At 70.4% G+C, this 15,763-nt stretch carries 13 protein-coding genes and 2 rRNA genes (1 of these 15 running past the window's edge); 9 read left to right on the forward strand and 6 right to left on the reverse strand.

The window, feature by feature from the left end; translation table 11 throughout:
• Positions 1 to 165 precede the first annotated feature (165 nt).
• On the forward strand, positions 166 to 573 hold the full coding sequence (locus ACQP1S_RS16500) for a nitroreductase family deazaflavin-dependent oxidoreductase (protein WP_091240675.1): 408 nt from the start codon (positions 166 to 168) through the stop codon (positions 571 to 573).
• 103 nt (positions 574 to 676) lie between these two features.
• Here the strand turns inward: ACQP1S_RS16500 and ACQP1S_RS16505 are convergent, their stop codons facing one another.
• A complete protein-coding gene (locus ACQP1S_RS16505) occupies positions 677 to 1,567 on the reverse strand; it encodes a LysR family transcriptional regulator ArgP (protein ID WP_432896036.1) in 891 nt (296 codons plus the stop codon).
• Between the two features lie 69 nt (positions 1,568 to 1,636).
• Here ACQP1S_RS16505 and ACQP1S_RS16510 point away from each other — a divergent pair, with 69 nt between their 5' ends.
• On the forward strand, positions 1,637 to 2,230 hold the full coding sequence (locus ACQP1S_RS16510; RefSeq protein WP_432896039.1) for a LysE/ArgO family amino acid transporter: 594 nt from the start codon (positions 1,637 to 1,639) through the stop codon (positions 2,228 to 2,230).
• Between the two features lie 174 nt (positions 2,231 to 2,404).
• Here ACQP1S_RS16510 and ACQP1S_RS16515 read toward each other — a convergent pair whose 3' ends face one another.
• Complete coding sequence (locus ACQP1S_RS16515) at positions 2,405 to 2,689, reverse strand: hypothetical protein (protein WP_432896042.1); 285 nt, start codon at positions 2,687 to 2,689, stop codon at positions 2,405 to 2,407.
• Between the two features lie 387 nt (positions 2,690 to 3,076).
• Here ACQP1S_RS16515 and ACQP1S_RS16520 point away from each other — a divergent pair, with 387 nt between their 5' ends.
• The 7 genes from ACQP1S_RS16520 to ACQP1S_RS16550 all read left to right on the forward strand — a co-directional run bounded on the left by ACQP1S_RS16520 (position 3,077) and on the right by ACQP1S_RS16550 (position 11,897).
• Positions 3,077 to 4,450: a M23 family metallopeptidase gene (locus tag ACQP1S_RS16520; RefSeq protein WP_432896045.1), complete on the forward strand. Its 1,374-nt coding sequence runs from the start codon at positions 3,077 to 3,079 to the stop codon at positions 4,448 to 4,450.
• A gap of 666 nt (positions 4,451 to 5,116) precedes the next feature.
• On the forward strand, positions 5,117 to 7,714 hold the full coding sequence (gene lanKC / locus ACQP1S_RS16525) for a class III lanthionine synthetase LanKC (RefSeq protein ID WP_432896048.1): 2,598 nt from the start codon (positions 5,117 to 5,119) through the stop codon (positions 7,712 to 7,714).
• A 69-nt stretch (positions 7,715 to 7,783) separates the two neighbouring features.
• Complete coding sequence (locus ACQP1S_RS16530; protein WP_269692070.1) at positions 7,784 to 7,903, forward strand: SapB/AmfS family lanthipeptide; 120 nt, start codon at positions 7,784 to 7,786, stop codon at positions 7,901 to 7,903.
• Between the two features lie 74 nt (positions 7,904 to 7,977).
• Positions 7,978 to 8,097, forward strand: coding sequence for a SapB/AmfS family lanthipeptide (locus tag ACQP1S_RS16535; protein WP_067312693.1), 120 nt, complete (start codon positions 7,978 to 7,980; stop codon positions 8,095 to 8,097).
• 74 nt (positions 8,098 to 8,171) lie between these two features.
• Complete coding sequence (locus ACQP1S_RS16540; protein WP_067312693.1) at positions 8,172 to 8,291, forward strand: SapB/AmfS family lanthipeptide; 120 nt, start codon at positions 8,172 to 8,174, stop codon at positions 8,289 to 8,291.
• A gap of 70 nt (positions 8,292 to 8,361) precedes the next feature.
• A complete protein-coding gene (locus ACQP1S_RS16545; protein WP_432908080.1) occupies positions 8,362 to 10,029 on the forward strand; it encodes an ABC transporter ATP-binding protein in 1,668 nt (555 codons plus the stop codon).
• On the forward strand, positions 10,026 to 11,897 hold the full coding sequence (locus ACQP1S_RS16550; protein ID WP_432896054.1) for an ATP-binding cassette domain-containing protein: 1,872 nt from the start codon (positions 10,026 to 10,028) through the stop codon (positions 11,895 to 11,897). Before ACQP1S_RS16545 ends, ACQP1S_RS16550 begins: the two co-directional genes overlap by 4 nt.
• 72 nt (positions 11,898 to 11,969) lie before the next feature.
• On the opposite strand, the gene ACQP1S_RS16555 is transcribed toward ACQP1S_RS16550, so the two are convergent.
• From ACQP1S_RS16555 to ACQP1S_RS16570, 4 genes are all read right to left on the reverse strand, one after another.
• Entirely contained in the window at positions 11,970 to 12,698 is a 729-nt protein-coding gene (locus ACQP1S_RS16555; protein WP_432896057.1) for a LuxR C-terminal-related transcriptional regulator, read from the reverse strand.
• 110 nt (positions 12,699 to 12,808) lie between these two features.
• A complete protein-coding gene (locus ACQP1S_RS16560; protein ID WP_432896060.1) occupies positions 12,809 to 13,324 on the reverse strand; it encodes a LuxR C-terminal-related transcriptional regulator in 516 nt (171 codons plus the stop codon).
• A gap of 420 nt (positions 13,325 to 13,744) precedes the next feature.
• A 5S ribosomal RNA gene (rrf, locus tag ACQP1S_RS16565) occupies positions 13,745 to 13,861 on the reverse strand.
• Positions 13,862 to 13,954: 93 nt separating this feature from the next.
• A 23S ribosomal RNA gene (locus tag ACQP1S_RS16570) occupies positions 13,955 to 15,763 on the reverse strand; it runs 1,300 nt beyond the window's last position.

The following is a 15,763-nucleotide window of genomic DNA, read 5'->3' on the forward strand; positions in this document are numbered from 1 at the left end:
TACCGCAGGACTTTCGTCGCCGCGCCGGTGCCATCCTGAGCGGCCATTCCCCGCGAACGGCACAGGTCGCCGGGGTTCGTCGGCACCTGGTCCCGTCGCCGTGCCCGGTCGCGACCGCCGGCATAGTGTTGACCAAGGATCTGACGGGCGGTACGAGGAGTAGACGTGAGCGACTGGAACGAGAAGATCATCGCTGAGTTCCGTGCCCAGGGTGGGCAGGTCGGTGGACAGTTCGCCGGTGCCCCGCTGCTGCTGTTGCACACCGTCGGTGCCCGGAGCGGCCGACCCCGGGTGAACCCGATGATGTACCAGAAGCTGGACGGCGGTTACGCCGTGTTCGCCTCCAAGGCCGGCGCGCCCACCAGTCCCGACTGGTACCACAACCTGCTCGCCCATCCTCGGGTCCGGGCGGAGATCGGCACGGACACCGTCGAACTGGTCGCCAGAGTCACCGCCGGGGACGAGCGGGAACGGATCTGGAGCGCCCAGAAGGCCGCGTACCCGGGCTTCGCCGACTACGAGCAGCAGACCACCCGCCAGATCCCGGTCGTCGTGCTGGAACCCGCGCCGTAGGCGCAGACTGTCGTACGCCGTCCTCGGTGAGGTCAGCGTCGGTGCGCAGTCGCTGAGCGAACTGCCGTGCAGGTGCACCTTGAGCAGGCGGGGGAGCTGTTCCTCATCGGACGAGGCGCAGTGCGGTGCTGGCGGCGGTCCGGACCGCCGCCGTCAGCGCCGCCAACGCCGTCGACTCCAGGCGCCAGTACTGCCAGTACAGCGGCACGTCGAGGTGCCGGCCGGCGGCCAGGTCGACGAGGCGACCGGCGGCGAGGTCGGGCCGGGCGACGGCCTCGGGGAGCAGGCCCCAGCCGAGGCCGAGCCGGATCGCCTGGGTGAAGCCGGCGGTCCCCGGCACGAAGTGCGTCGGCGGGTCGATGTCGCGCCGGATGAGCGTACGGGCGAAGCGGTGTTGCAGGGTGTCCTTGCGGTCGAAGCGGATCATCGGCGCAGTCGGAAACGCCGTCGCGGGCTCGCGGTCGGCGAACCACGCCGAGTGGGCGGCGGGTGCGGCGACGGCGAGGTACCGCAGCGCGCCGAGGCGCAGGACCCGGCAGCCCTGTACGGCGGTGCGTTCGGTGGTGACCGCCGCCATCACGGTGCCGTCGCGCAGCAGGTGTGCGGTGTGCCCCTCGTCGTCGGTGCGCAGGTCGACCAGCACGTCGGGCACGGCGGTCAGGGCCGGCAGGAACCAGCCGGCGAGGGAGTCGGCGTTGACCACGACGGCGACCCGGGTGTGGGTGTGGTCGCGCAGCGCGCCGCGTGCCGCGTCGAGGGCCTCCTGTTCCAGCAGCGCCAACTGCCCGCCGAGGCGTACCAGGGGTGCTCCGGCGGCCGTCGGCACGCACGGCCGGGTGCGGCGCACGAGCACCTGCCCGACGGCCTGCTCCAACGCCTTGATGCGCTGGCTGACCGCCGACGGGGTGACGCGCAGCACCCGCGCGGCGGCGTCGAAGCTGCCGTGGGTGACGACCGCCTGGAACGTCACCAGCTGGACCGGGTCGAGTGACATGAGCGATTCTAACGGCCGTGCAGAATCTTTAGCTGGAGTGCGGGAGTCGCCCGCCCTAGCCTGGCCGCCATGGGTTCCGTGCTCGCCGGTTTCGGCTTCTCCCTCGCGTTGATCGTCGCCATCGGGGCGCAGAACGCCTTCGTGCTGCGTCAGGGGCTACGCCGTGAGCACGTGCTCCCGGTGGTGGCGATCTGCGTGGCCGCCGACGCCACGTTGATGACCGCCGGCATCGCGGGCCTCGGCGCGCTGCTGACCGGATCACCCGCCGTCCTGGCCGCCGTCCGGTGGGGCGGCGTCACCTTCCTGCTCGGGTACGCGGTGCTGGCCGCCCGCCGCGCCCTGCGTCCCACCGCCCTCACCCCGCTGGACCGCCCCCCGGCCACGTTGCGCGCGACGCTGCTGGCCTGCCTGGCGTTCACGTTCCTCAACCCGCACGTCTACCTGGACACCGTGGTGCTGCTCGGCACGGTCGCCCATCAGGACCCGAACCGGTGGGCGTTCGGTGCCGGAGCGGCCACGGCGAGCCTGGCCTGGTTCACCGGGTTGGGGCTCGGCGCCCGCCGGCTGGGGCCACTGCTCGCCCACCCGGCGGCCTGGCGGCTCATCGACGCGATGATAGCCGTGATCATGGTGGCCATCGCCGTCTCGGTGGCCGTCGGCTGAGCCTCCCAACCCCGCAGCTGAACGGCCAACCACTCTGGCCGTCGTCGGCACAGCGGCATCACTGCGGTGCAAATGCCTTGTCGACGACCGGCCCCTGCGCCGCGTATGCGGCGGATCGACGCGTCCCGCGCCACCGGAATGGAAGCCGGTGGCGCGGGACGCGGGATTACCGCCTCACTGGTAGTAGCAGCTCTCCTGGATGATCCGGATGCGCTCGAGCTGACCCACGGTCGCGTCGTAGCGAGCCAGGTAGTGAAGCGCCCCCTGGTAGTCGAGAATGCGGACCAGCGCGCCCTGCGGGACGTAGATCCCCGAATCCGGGCTCGTGTAGAGAATGGCCGGGCTGTTGGTGCGGCACAGTTGGTTCGGGTGGGCTGCCTGGGCCGCGACCGGTGCCGCCAGGACGATAGCGGAGGTTAGCGCAGCGCAAACCGCACCACGCCGAAGGAGCTTCCGCATTTCTCTCTCCTCATTTCGTGTCGGATCCAGTCGGGGAGTCGGGCACCCTATTGCACTGGAGTCGGCCGATGTGGAATCGCCGGCGAGGCGACCTGAGTATTTTCGAGCATTCCACGGAGATTCGCAACTGCGGGCCGGCATCCTGCTTCACCAAGACGGATATCACCAGCTCATCGGGCTGTTCTTCACCCCATTATTGAGTGACCAGTCAGTGTCGCCCCGGGCCTGCGACGCCCATCGAAAGGACGCGAATAGTATTACCATTTCTCCCTGCCGACGTCAGCAGCGACGATGGCGACGCAGTACGGAACAGGCCCCCGGAGGAGGCGTCTCGCCCGTAGGATCGACACCCTTCTACCTTTGCTCCCCGCAGGAGGGAAGTCCGCCATGACGGGTCCACTCACCCGGGTCCTCACCTCGGCCTGCCTGGCGCTCGCGACCACCGGTGCCGCGGTACTCGCGGCCGTGGGCGCCGCCGCTGTCGTGGCCACCCCCGCCCGGGCCGCCGGCCCCCGGCCGAACTTCCAGATGCCGGTGCCCTGTGGTGAGACCTGGCGGATGGCCACCTACTACGGCCACGACGACTACGACATCGACCTGACCTTCACCGGCGGCGCCAGCAACGGCCGGCCGATTCTCGCCTCGTACGGCGGCACCGTCTCGTTCGCCGGCTGGGGAAGCGGCGGCGGCTGGCATGTGATCATCGAACACGGCGACGGGTGGCGGACGCTCTACCTGCACATGATCGAGACGCCGATGGTCGCCGCCGGACAGTGGGTGTCGACCGGCCAGCAACTCGGCCGGGTCGGTAGCACCGGCAACTCCACCGGCCCGCACCTGCACTTCGAGCAGGTACGCGACGGCGTCAAGACCGAGTCGTACTTCAACGGGGTGGCCTCCGGCATCACCTCTGACGGCAGCCCGTCCACCGGTCCCCTCTACATTTCCGGCCCCACCTCGCCGGCCCGGAACATGACCAGCCAGAACTGCGGGCAGCCCGCCAACCGCCAGGTGTACGAGTCCGGCAGCCACAACGGCTGGCAGATGCTGCCCGTCAACAGCATCACCGGCTCGGCCACCGCGTCGATGGTCATCAACGGCAACAAGCTGCTCTACACGGTCAACAACGGCCGGGTGTACGAGGCGTCCAGCGACACCGGGTGGCGCAACCTCTGGACCGGCATCTCCGGCGTCAGCAACAACGCCCTCGCCGTGATCAGCGTCGACGGGGTGAAGTACATCTACACCGTGGTCGGCGGCTGGGTGCACGAGGCGAGCAGCGCCAACGGCTGGCAGAACCTGAACACCGGCATCTCCGGGGTCAGCAACAACGCCCTCGCCGCCATCAACCACCACGGCGTGAAGATCATCTACACCGTGGTCGGTGGGACGGTGCACGAGGCGGCCAGCAACAACGGCTGGCGCAACCTCAACTCCAACATCTCCGGCGTCAGCGCCAACGCGCTGGCCGTGATCAGCGTCGACGGGGTGAAGTACATCTACACCGTGGTCGGCGACTGGGTGCACGAGGCGAGCAGCGCCAACGGCTGGCGCAACCTCAACTCGGGGATCTCCGGGGTCAGCCCCGACACCCTTGCCGCGATCGGCTTCAACGGCGTGAAGATCATCTACACGGTGGTCGGCGGAATGGTGCACGAGGCGGCCAGCAACAACGGCTGGCGCAACCTGAACTCCAACGTCCGCGGCACCGCCGTCTCGGCGACGAGCATCAGCGGCGTGAAGGTCCTCTACACCATCTGACGGTCCACCCGACGTGCGACACCGCCGGTGACCGACGCCGGCCGGGTCGTGAGCCCGCCCGGACGGATTCGTCGCTCCGGGCGGGCCACCCGGGCCGACGGCCACCCACCGCGCCCGGCGACACGCGCCCACCCGGGTCCACCGACCGGGTCCACCCGCGCCCACCCGGGTCCACCGTTGAGGTCGGCTCGGCGCGAGTGGCAGCCCGGCCGGGACGGTAGTGCGCGTCGGCGGCCAACGGTCCGCCAACCGACGGCACCGCGCAGCGGCTGAGCCGTGAAGGTCGACCCACCCCTACCTCTCGCGCTCCCGGCGCGGGCCCGGCCCGAGGCGCCGATCGACGACACCGTCACGGTGCACCCGCCGGCCCGGCCCGGCGCCCGTACGCCGACCGCCCAGCCTTGCACCCCAGACCGCCCAGCCCCGCACCCCCGATCGTGCCGCCCTGCGGCATGTCCCGCGTCACCCGGCCGGGAGCGCGCGGGACACGGGTGCCAGGGCGACGTCGCCCCGCAGGTGATGCCGTATTCACGATTTCAAACTCCGCCATTGTCACGAGTTTCCGGTCGGAATCTCACCGTCGGTCGATGACGCATCGCACTGTGCTCAACAGCCCGCCGATCGCAGGATTGACGTCAACCGATCAGGGGATGGGAGGCAGCCGAGATGGACGACAGATACGACTCGTACTGCGCGGTCGACCCGCTCTTCTACGACTCGTTGTCCAGCGCGAGCGCCACCGCCACCGGCATCGGCTACGCCGCGGACCGCCCGCAGCCGGCGGGCTGGGAGTCCGAGGTCAAGGACGACTGGCTGATCCACGCGCCGGTCGGCGGCACCCTGCCCGCCCAGGGTTGGAAGATCCACGTCTCGGCGCGGCTGGACAACGCCGAGCGGGTGCTGACCCAGGTAATGGAGTACTGCCAGCCGCGCGGCATCCCCTTCAAGCACCTGCGCGGCCCCCGGATGCTGCTGATGCGCAACAGCAAGTACGCCCGCCGGGGCGGCAGCGGCAAGTTCGTCACCGTCTACCCGCGTGACGACGCCGAGCTGGAGCTGACCGCCAAGGAGCTGGCGGCGCTGCTCGACGGTGAGCAGGGGCCCTACATCCTGAGCGACCTGCGCTACGGCGACGGCCCGGTCTACCTGCGCTACGGCGGTTTCGCCGCCCGCTACTGCCTCTCCGCCGAGGGTCAGGTCGTGCCGGCCATCGAGGACGCCACCGGCACCCTGGTGCCCGACCGCCGCGACCCGGTGTTCCACCTGCCCGACTGGGTCACCCTGCCCGACTTCCTCACCCCGCACCTGGCCGCCCGCAACGCCGCCAGCACCACCGAGCTGCCCTACCGGATCGAGAAGGTCATCCACTTCTCCAACGGTGGCGGCCTGTACGAGGCGCGGGACACCCGTACCGACGCCCGGGTGGTGTTGAAGGAGGCCCGCCCGCACGCCGGTCTCGACGCCACCGGGGCGGACGCGGTGACCCGGCTGCGGCGGGAGGCCAGCGTGCTGCGCCAACTCGCCGACGTCCCGCACCTGGTCCGGGTGCACGACGAGTTCAGCTTCGGCGGGCACGAGTTCCTGGCCCTGGAGTTCGTCGAGGGCAGCCCGCTCAACCAGCAGGTGGTGCAGCGCTACCCGCTGGTGCACCCGGACGCCGACCGCGCCGACTACACCCGCTGGGCGCTGGACGTGCACCGGCAGGTCGCCGAGGCGGTCGACGCCATCCACGCGCACGGCATCGTCTACGGCGACCTGCACATGTTCAACATCATGGTCGGCGACGACGGGGCGGTAACCCTGATCGACTTCGAGGTCGCCGCGCCGGCCGCCGACGCGAGCCGCCCGGCGCTGCGCAACCAGGCGTTCGCCGCACCCCGCGACCGGGTCGGCCCCGACGTCGACCGCTACGCCCTGGCCTGCCTGCGGCTGGCCCTGTTCCTGCCGCTGACCGCGATGCTGCGACTGGCCCCGGCGAAGGCGGCGCACCTGGCCGACGTGGTGGCCGCGCACTTCCCGGTCGACCGGGCACTGCTCGACGAGACCGTCGCGGTGATCGTCGGCGACCCACCGACCGCCCCCGCGCCCGTCACCCCGGCGGCGACGACTTCGGCCGGGACGGGGCTGGACCCGGACGTGGTACGGGTCGACCCGGACGACTGGCCCGGTCTGCGTGACCGGCTGGCCCGGGCGATCACCGCCAGCGCCACACCGCAGCGCGACGACCGGCTCTTCCCCGGCGACATCCGGCAGTTCAGCGGTAGCGACGGCGGGTTGAACCTCGCCCACGGCGCGGCCGGGGTGCTCTGGGCGTTGCACGCCAGCGGTGCCCCCGTCGACCCCCGCCACGTCCGGTGGCTGATCGACCGGGTCCGGGAACCGGCCTCCGGCAGCCGACTCGGCTTCTTCGACGGGCTGCACGGGGTGGCGTACGTGCTGGACCTGCTCGGGCACCGCGACGAGGCTCGCCGGCTGCTCGACCGCTGTCTCGACGAACCGTGGACGGAGCTCGGCAACGACCTGGTGGGTGGCCTGCCCGGCATCGCGCTGAACCTGCACCACTTCGCCGCCCGGACCGGCGAGTCCCGCTACGCCACGGCCGCCCGGCGCGCCGTCGACCTGGTCGTCCACCGGCTCGGCGACGTCGACTCGGTGGCCGAGATCAGCGGTGGCAGGTACCCGTACGCGGGACTGATGCGCGGCAGCGCCGGGATCGCCCTGATGCTGCTGGGCCAGCACGAGCGGGAGCCCGACGAGCGCCTGCTCGACCACGCCGCCACCGCACTGCGGCAGGACCTGCGCCGGTGCGTCCGCCGCGACGACGGGCACCTGGAGGTCAACGAGGGCTGGCGGACCATGCCGTACCTCGCCGAGGGCAGTGTCGGGGTGGGACTGGTACTCGACCGGTACCTGCGCCACCGGGCCGACGACACCCTGTCCGCGCAGGCCGAGGCGATCCGCCGCTGCGCCGACTTCCCGTTCTACGCCCAGTCCGGTCTGTTCGCCGGCCGTGCCGGCATCGTGGCCTACCTGGCCGGCCGGGGCGAGTACGAGGTGGCCCACACCCAGACCCGGCTGCTGGGCTGGCACGCCCTGCCGTACGCCGACGGCACCGCCTTCCCCGGCGACCAACTGCTGCGGCTCTCCATGGACCTGGCCACCGGCACCGCCGGCGTGCTGGCCGCCGTGGCGGCCAGCCGACCCACCGACCCGGTCCGGTTGCCGCTGCTCGGCCCGACCGGCGACACCACCCCGGCCGACTGACGGCCCACCCGCTCCCCGGGGGTCACCCCGGGGCCCACCGACCCGACGACTGTGGAAAGGAGGAAAGACATGGCCCTGCTCGACCTTCAGGGGATGGAGCTGCCGGCCGCCGAGCGTACCGGCGGCGGCAGCCAGGCGAGTCTGCTGCTCTGCGGCGACAGCTCGCTGAGCGTCACCACCTGCAACTGACCCGACGGTCGTCGGCCCGACGACCAGGTTCAACCACCAGGCACATCATCCATATGACAGAAAGAGGTAAGACCATGGCTCTGCTCGACCTCCAGGCGATGGAACTCCCGGCCACCGAGCGCACCGGCGGCGGCAGCCAGGCCAGCCTGCTGCTCTGCGGCGACAGCTCGCTGAGCGTCACCACCTGCAACTGACCCGACGGTCGTCGGCCCGACGACCAGGTTCAACCACCAGGCACATCATCCATATGACAGAAAGAGGTAAGACCATGGCTCTGCTCGACCTCCAGGCGATGGAACTCCCGGCCACCGAGCGCACCGGCGGCGGCAGCCAGGCCAGCCTGCTGCTCTGCGGCGACAGCTCGCTGAGCGTCACCACCTGCAACTGATCGACCGGTATCGCATGGCCCCGGACCGGCACCTGCCGGTCCGGGGCCGCGCGGCGTGGGAGGGGGCGTGATGACACCGGACGACCGGCTCCTGCTGCGTGCCGTGCGTGCGGCCGGCTGGTGGACCCCGACACTGGCCGTGGTCACCGTGGCCGGGACCGCAGCCGAACTGGCCCTGCCGGCCGTGCTGGGCCGGGCCGTCGACGCCGCCGTCGGCACCGCGCCGCAGGCGTCCCCCGGCCGCTGGCTGGCCGCCGTCGCCGGCCTGATCGCCCTGCTGGTCGTCGTCGGCGTCATCCGGGACTACGGCACCGGCGCGGCGACCGCCCGGTCGGTGGCCCACCTGCGGCACACCCTGGTCCGGCACCTGTTCGCCCTCGACCCGCAGACCGCCGCCCGCCGCCCGGTGGGTGACCTGGCCGGCCGGGTGGTGGGGCAGGTGGCCGACGCCGGACAGGCCGCACCCACCGTCGTCACGGCCGCCACCGTGGCGTTGCCGCCGGTGGGCAGCCTGGTGGCGCTCACCCTCATCGACCCGTGGCTCGGTGGCACCTTCGTACTGGGGCTGCTGCTACTCGCCCTGCTGCTGCGCGGCTTCGTCGCCGACGCCTCCGCCGCCGTCGCCGGCTACCAGCAGGCCCAGGGGGACCTCGCCGGTCGGCTGGTGGAGACGCTGGCGGGGGCGCGCACCATCGCCGCCGCCGGGACCGGCGAGCGGGAGGTCGACCGGGTGCTGACCCCCCTCGCCGCGCTGCACCGGCACGGCGCGCGGACCTGGACGGTGCTGGCCGGGGCGGCCACCCGGGGCGCGGTGCTCAACCCGCTGCTCCAGGTCGCGATCGTCGCTGTCGGTGGGCTGTCGCTGACCGCCGGCCGGTTGACGCCCGGGGAGCTGCTGGCCGCCATCCAGTACGCCGCACTCGGTGCCGGCCTCGGCACCGTGGTCGCCGCCCTCAACACCGCGGTCCGGGTACGCGCCGGCTGCCGCCGGGCCGCCGACGTGCTCGCCGAACCCGCCCGACGGTACGGCGTCCGATCCCTGCCGCCCGGACCTGGAACCCTGGAACTGCACGGGGTGACCGTGCGCGACGGCGACGGCCGGCCCCTGCTCGACCGGGTCGACCTGCGGGTGCCCGGCGGCACGCTGCTGGCCGTCGTGGGCGCCTCCGGCGCGGGTAAGTCCCTGCTCGCCGCCGTCGCCGGCCGGCTGCGCGACCCGGACGACGGCGAGGTGCTGCTGGACGGCGTGCCGCTGCCGGAGCTGACCCCGGCCGCCCTGCACGCCGCGGTGGGTTACGGGTTCGAGCGGCCGGTGCTGGTCGGCGAGACGGTGGGCGTCGCCGTCGGGGTCGGCGCGGACCCGGTGCCGCTGGCCAGGGCCGCCGCCATCCACGACTTCGTCGAACGGCTGCCCGACCGGTACGGCACCCCGTTGGCCGAGGTCGCCATGTCCGGCGGTGAACGGCAGCGGCTCGGGTTGGCCCGCGCGTTGCGGGCCGGACGACTGCTCATCCTCGACGACGCCACGTCCAGCCTGGACACCGCCACCGAGTACCAGGTGACCCAGGCGCTGACCGGGCCCGGTGACCGGCGTACCCGGGTGGTGGTCAGCCACCGGCTCGGCATGGCCGCCCGCGCGGACCTGGTGGCGTGGGTGGCGGGCGGTCGGGTCCGAGCGGTCGGCCCGCACCGGACACTGTGGGCCGACCCCGACTACCGGGAGGTGTTCCGGTCATGAGCACCGTCGTCGGGGTGACCCGGGCCGCGTTGCGAGCCCGGCGCGCGCAGCTGTGGCGGTTGGCGGGCTGGTCGGCGGCGGAGGTGCTCCCGGCGGCCCTGTCCGGGCTGCTGACCGCACGCGCCGTCGACAGCGGCTTCCTGGCCAGCCGACCGGGCGTCGGGCTGGCCTGGCTGGCCCTGCTCGGGTTCGCGGTGCTGGTCGGCGCGGCCGGCACCAACCGGTCGTACGCGCTGCTCGGTGCCGTGGTCGAGCCGTTCCGCGACGACCTGCTCCGGCGGGTGGTGCGCGGCGCGGTGGCCGGCGCGGCCGGCGGCCGGGCCGACGACGCGGCGGTGGCCCGGCTCACCCACCAGGTGGAGCTGGTCCGGGACACCTACGCCGGGCTGCTGATGGTGGTCCGCGGATTTCTGTTCGCGCTCGGTGCCGCCGTGCTCGGCCTGTTCTCGCTGGCCGCCCCGGTGGCCCTGGTGGTGGCGGTGCCGGTGCTGGCCGGCCTCGCCCTGTTCGCCGTGGCGCTGCCGGTGATGGTGGCCCGGCAACGGGAGTACGTGCGCGTCGACGAGCAGCTGGGCCGGGCCGTGGTGACCGCGGTGACCGGCCATCGCGACGTCGCCGCCAGCGGTGCCCGGGACCAGGTGACCGGCTGGGTCGGCGGGTCCATCGACGCGCAGGCCCGGGTGGAACGCCGGCTGGCCACCATGGCGGCGACCCGCGGCCTGAGCCTGGCGCTGGGCGGCTGGCTGCCGGTGCCGGTGCTGCTGTTGGCCACACCGTGGCTGGTCCGCCAGGGTCTCGGGCCGGGCGCCGTGCTCGGCGCGTTGGTCTATGTGACGCGCGGGGTGCAGCCGGCACTGCACAGCCTGGTGCAGGGGGTGGCGGCCGGTGGCCTCCGGTTCGCCGTCACCCTGGACCGGCTGCTGCGCACCGCCGCCCCGGCGGGCACCGCCCCGCTCCCCACCGCCCCGGCCGGGTCGTTCCGCCCCGGTCCGGATCGGGCTGCGGCGGCGTTGTCGCTGCGCGCGGTCACCTTCCGGTACGGCCCACACGCCGACCCGGTACTCGACGACCTCGACCTCGATGTGCCCGTCGGGGACCATCTGGTGATCGTCGGGGCCAGTGGGATCGGCAAGTCGACCCTCGCCGGGCTGATCGCCGGGGTGCTGCATCCCCAGTCCGGCACGGTCCACGTCGGTGGGTTACCAGTGACCGGCGCCACGCCGAAGGAGCTGGCCGACCGGCGGGTGCTCATCCCCCAGGAGGCCTACGTCTTCACCGGCACGCTCCGCGACAACCTCGGCTATCTGGCACCCGGCCTGCCGGACCAGACGGTGGACCGGGCGGCGGCCCGGCTGGGCCTGACCAGGCTGCTGGCCCGGCTCGGTGGCCACGATGCGCTGCTGCGCCCGGGGGACCTGTCCGCAGGCGAACGCCAGCAGCTGGCGCTGCTGCGGGCCTGGCTCTCCCCCGCCCCACTGACCATTCTCGACGAGGCCACCTGCCACCTGGACCCGGCAACCGAGGCCCGGCTGGAGAACGCATTCGCCGCCCGGTCGGGAACCCTGGTGGTGATCGCGCACCGGGTCAGTTCGGCGCTGCGGGCCCGGCGGGTCCTGCTGCTCGACGGGCGCACCGCGCTGCTGGACACCCACGAAGGGCTGCTCACCCGCTCGGCGGCCTATCGCGCCCTGGTCGGCTACGGCGAGACGGAGCGGGATCCGTCGGCAATCGCCCGCTGCTGGACGACGCCGGACGTGGCACCGGAGGCGGTGGCCCCGACCGGAACGGTGGCGAGGGCCCGGAGTGGGTCGGCGGCGGTGGCCCGGACCGGTGCCGACGGCCGGGCCGGGGAGCGGGGCGGGGCCTAGTCCGTAGGCCGGCACCGGGAGGTTGCGGGAGGTGGCACCGGGGACGACCGAGGTCGGGCCGGGCCGGGCCGGTCACAGCCAGCCCGACTCGCGGGCGATCCGCACCGCTTCCCAGCGGGTCCGGGCCCCGGTCTTCGCCATGATCCGCGACAGGTGGTTGCGCACCGTCCCGGCGGACAGCACCAGTCGATCGGCGATCTCCTGGACCGGATGTCCCTCGGCGACCACGTCGAGCACCTCCCGCTCCCGATTGGTCAACGGGCTGTCCGCGACCTCCAGGGCGGCGACCACCAGATCCGGGTCCAGGACGACCCGTCCCCCGGCGAGCTGACGCACCCCGTCGACAATTCGACCGGGCGGGACGTCGCGGCTGAGGAAGCCGATCCGGTGACCGTGCTCGGCGAGCACGGGGCCGAGTCGTCTCGCCCGTCGCTGTTCGACCAGGACCAGCAGGGAGCCGACGAGGGTGGCCGGCAGGGCGACCAGCTGTCGGGGGTGCGGACCGCCGGTGACGTCCGTGGCCACCGGATCAGCACCTGTCACCGAGGAGTACGGATCACCGGCGGGGTCGGCGGCAAAATCGGCGGCGGGGCCGGCGGTTGCCAGGTGGATCAGTTCCGCCACGGGCAGCATGTCGAACTCGATCACGGCCACGTCGGGGCGCTCGGCCCGGACTGCCGCCCGTAGGTGGTGCGGACTGTCCACCTCACCGACGATCTCGATGTCGTGCTCGGCCGAGAGCAGCTGGGCGAGGGCGCCCCGGAGCAGCCCACCCTGGAGAGCGAGCAGTGTGCGAACCATAAGCCACTCCCGAGATCAAACCCGTGTTGACGAGATGTGTGCAACCAATGACGCACGGTTGGGAATCTTATTGAATTCGTAACTGGACCGACACCCCTTCTCACGGGTAGTCAGATCCAGCCGGCGTCCTGGGCCCGCAGGACGGCTTCCCAACGGTTGCGGGCCCCGGTCTTGCGCAGCACCACGGACAGGTGATTGCGGACGGTGCCGGGTGCCAGGTGCAGGTGCGCCGCGATCTCCTTGGTCGACAGCCCGCGGGCCGCAGCGGCGGTCACCTCGCGTTCCCGCTCGTTCAACGGATTGACGGCGGCGTCGAGCGCGGCCAGCGCTGTCACCGGGTCGATCATCCGCTGTCCCTCGGCGACCAGCCGCAGTTGACCCAGCAGCTCCTGAGGGGCGACGTCCTTCGCGATGATGCCGCGCACCCGCGCGCCGAGCGCCCGCCGCAGCACCCGCGCGGTCCGCCGGGAGGTCAACACCACCACCGCGCACTCCGGGAGCCGGGCGTGCCACCGTCCGGTAAGGACAGCCGGGTCCTCGATCGCGTCCAGGTCGACCAGCACCACGTGCGGACGCCGGGTGACGACCCGATCCGTCAGCTGGTGGTCAGGCTCGCTCTCCCCCACCAAGTCGAACCCGGGCGCAGCGGCCAACACCGCTGCAAGCGCGGTGCGTAACAGGCCCGGAGGACCCACCACCACGACCCGGATCGTCGACAATTCGGCTTCTGCTGGCCGGCCCGGATCCGACAACGACTGTTTCCGGTTGGTCAGTTCGTCCACCCTTTGTATTTTCCCGAGGGGACGACAGAATAGTCATGAATGTCGGAAGGACGACGCAATAAGGGTCCGCGAAAAATGGGGCGATCTGCATTCGGAGAAACACCGTAGGCCCGTCCCTGTGCGGGCGGGCCTGGTGGGATGGTGATCACCGTGCAGGTGGGCTGGAATGCGGTTGGGGGCGGAGGGCAGTTCAGGTCGGAGATCGGTGGGGGTGGGAATGCAGTTGAGGCCGACCCCTGACGGGGTCGGCCTCAACTAAAGGTTGTCCGGCGGTGTCCTACTCTCCCACACCCTCCCGAGTGCAGTACCATCGGCGCTGGAGGGCTTAGCTTCCGGGTTCGGAATGTGACCGGGCGTTTCCCCTCCGCCATGACCGCCGTAACACTATGAACATATCAAACAACACACGCACCCACACACGGTGTGGGGGTTGTTCGGTTGTTCAGAGTTGCACAGTGGACGCGTAGCAGCTTTGTAGTCAAGTCCTCGGCCTATTAGTACCGGTCAACTGAACCCGTTACCGGGCTTACATTTCCGGCCTATCAACCCAGTCGTCTAGCTGGGGGCCTTACCCCCACAAAGTGGGGTGGGATACCTCATCTTGAAGCAGGCTTCCCGCTTAGATGCTTTCAGCGGTTATCCCTTCCGAACGTAGCTAACCAGCCGTGCCCCTGGCGGGACAACTGGCACACCAGAGGTTCGTCCGTCCCGGTCCTCTCGTACTAGGGACAGCCCTTCTCAAGTATCCTACGCGCACGGCGGATAGGGACCGAACTGTCTCACGACGTTCTAAACCCAGCTCGCGTACCGCTTTAATGGGCGAACAGCCCAACCCTTGGGACCTGCTACAGCCCCAGGATGCGACGAGCCGACATCGAGGTGCCAAACCATCCCGTCGATATGGACTCTTGGGGAAGATCAGCCTGTTATCCCCGGGGTACCTTTTATCCGTTGAGCGACACCGCTTCCACTCGCAAGTGCCGGATCACTAGTCCCGACTTTCGTCCCTGCTCGACCTGTCAGTCTCACAGTCAAGCTCCCTTGTGTACTTGCACTCAACACCTGATTGCCAACCAGGCTGAGGGAACCTTTGGGCGCCTCCGTTACCTTTTAGGAGGCAACCGCCCCAGTTAAACTACCCACCAGACACTGTCCCTGAACCGGATAACGGTCCGAAGTTAGATACCCAAATCAACCAGAGTGGTATTTCAAGATTGCCTCCACCCATACTGGCGTACAGGTTTCACCGGCTCCCACCTATCCTACACAAGCCCATTCAGATACCAATGTCAAGCTATAGTAAAGGTCCCGGGGTCTTTCCGTCCTGCCGCGCGTAACGAGCATCTTTACTCGTAATGCAATTTCGCCGGGCCTGTGGTTGAGACAGTGGGGAAGTCGTTACGCCATTCGTGCAGGTCGGAACTTACCCGACAAGGAATTTCGCTACCTTAGGATGGTTATAGTTACCACCGCCGTTTACTGGCGCTTAAGTTCTCCGCTTCGCCCCGAAGAGCTAACAGGTCCCCTTAACGTTCCAGCACCGGGCAGGCGTCAGTCCATATACATCGAATTACTTCTTCGCATGGACCTGTGTTTTTAGTAAACAGTCGCTTCCCCCTGCTCTCTGCGGCCATACAACGCTCCACCCGCATGGGGCTTCACGTCTCCGGCCCCCCTTCTCCCTAAGTTACGGGGGCAATTTGCCGAGTTCCTTAACCACAGTTCGCCCGATCGCCTCGGTATTCTCTACCTGACCACCTGTGTCGGTTTGGGGTACGGGCCGCTAAGAACTCGCTAGAGGCTTTTCTCGGCAGCATAGGATCACTGACTTCACCTGAATCGGCTCGGCATCACGTCTCAGCCCCATGTGTTGCGGATTTGCCTACAACACGGCCTACACGCTTACCCCGGCACAACCACCGGCCGGGCTCAGCTACCTTCCTGCGTCACCCCATCGCTTGACTACTACCCACCAGGTTCCTGCGCTCCCCGTTCTTGGTCCGAAGACCGCCAACAGATCGGGCAGTTAGCACAATAAGGTTCATCACGGGCGCTCTTTCGCGGGTACGGGAATATCAACCCGTTGTCCATCGACTACGCCTCTCGGCCTCGCCTTAGGTCCCGACTCACCCAGGGCGGATTAGCCTGGCCCTGGAACCCTTGGTCATCCGGCGGAAGGGTTTCTCACCCTTCTTTCGCTACTCATGCCTGCATTCTCACTCGTGCCGCGTCCACAACTGGGTCACCCCGCTGCTTCACCCCCGGCACGACGCTCCCCTACCC

It is taken from the genome of Micromonospora matsumotoense (assembly GCF_050951065.1).
Classification (GTDB): Bacteria; Actinomycetota; Actinomycetes; order Mycobacteriales; family Micromonosporaceae; genus Micromonospora; species Micromonospora matsumotoensis.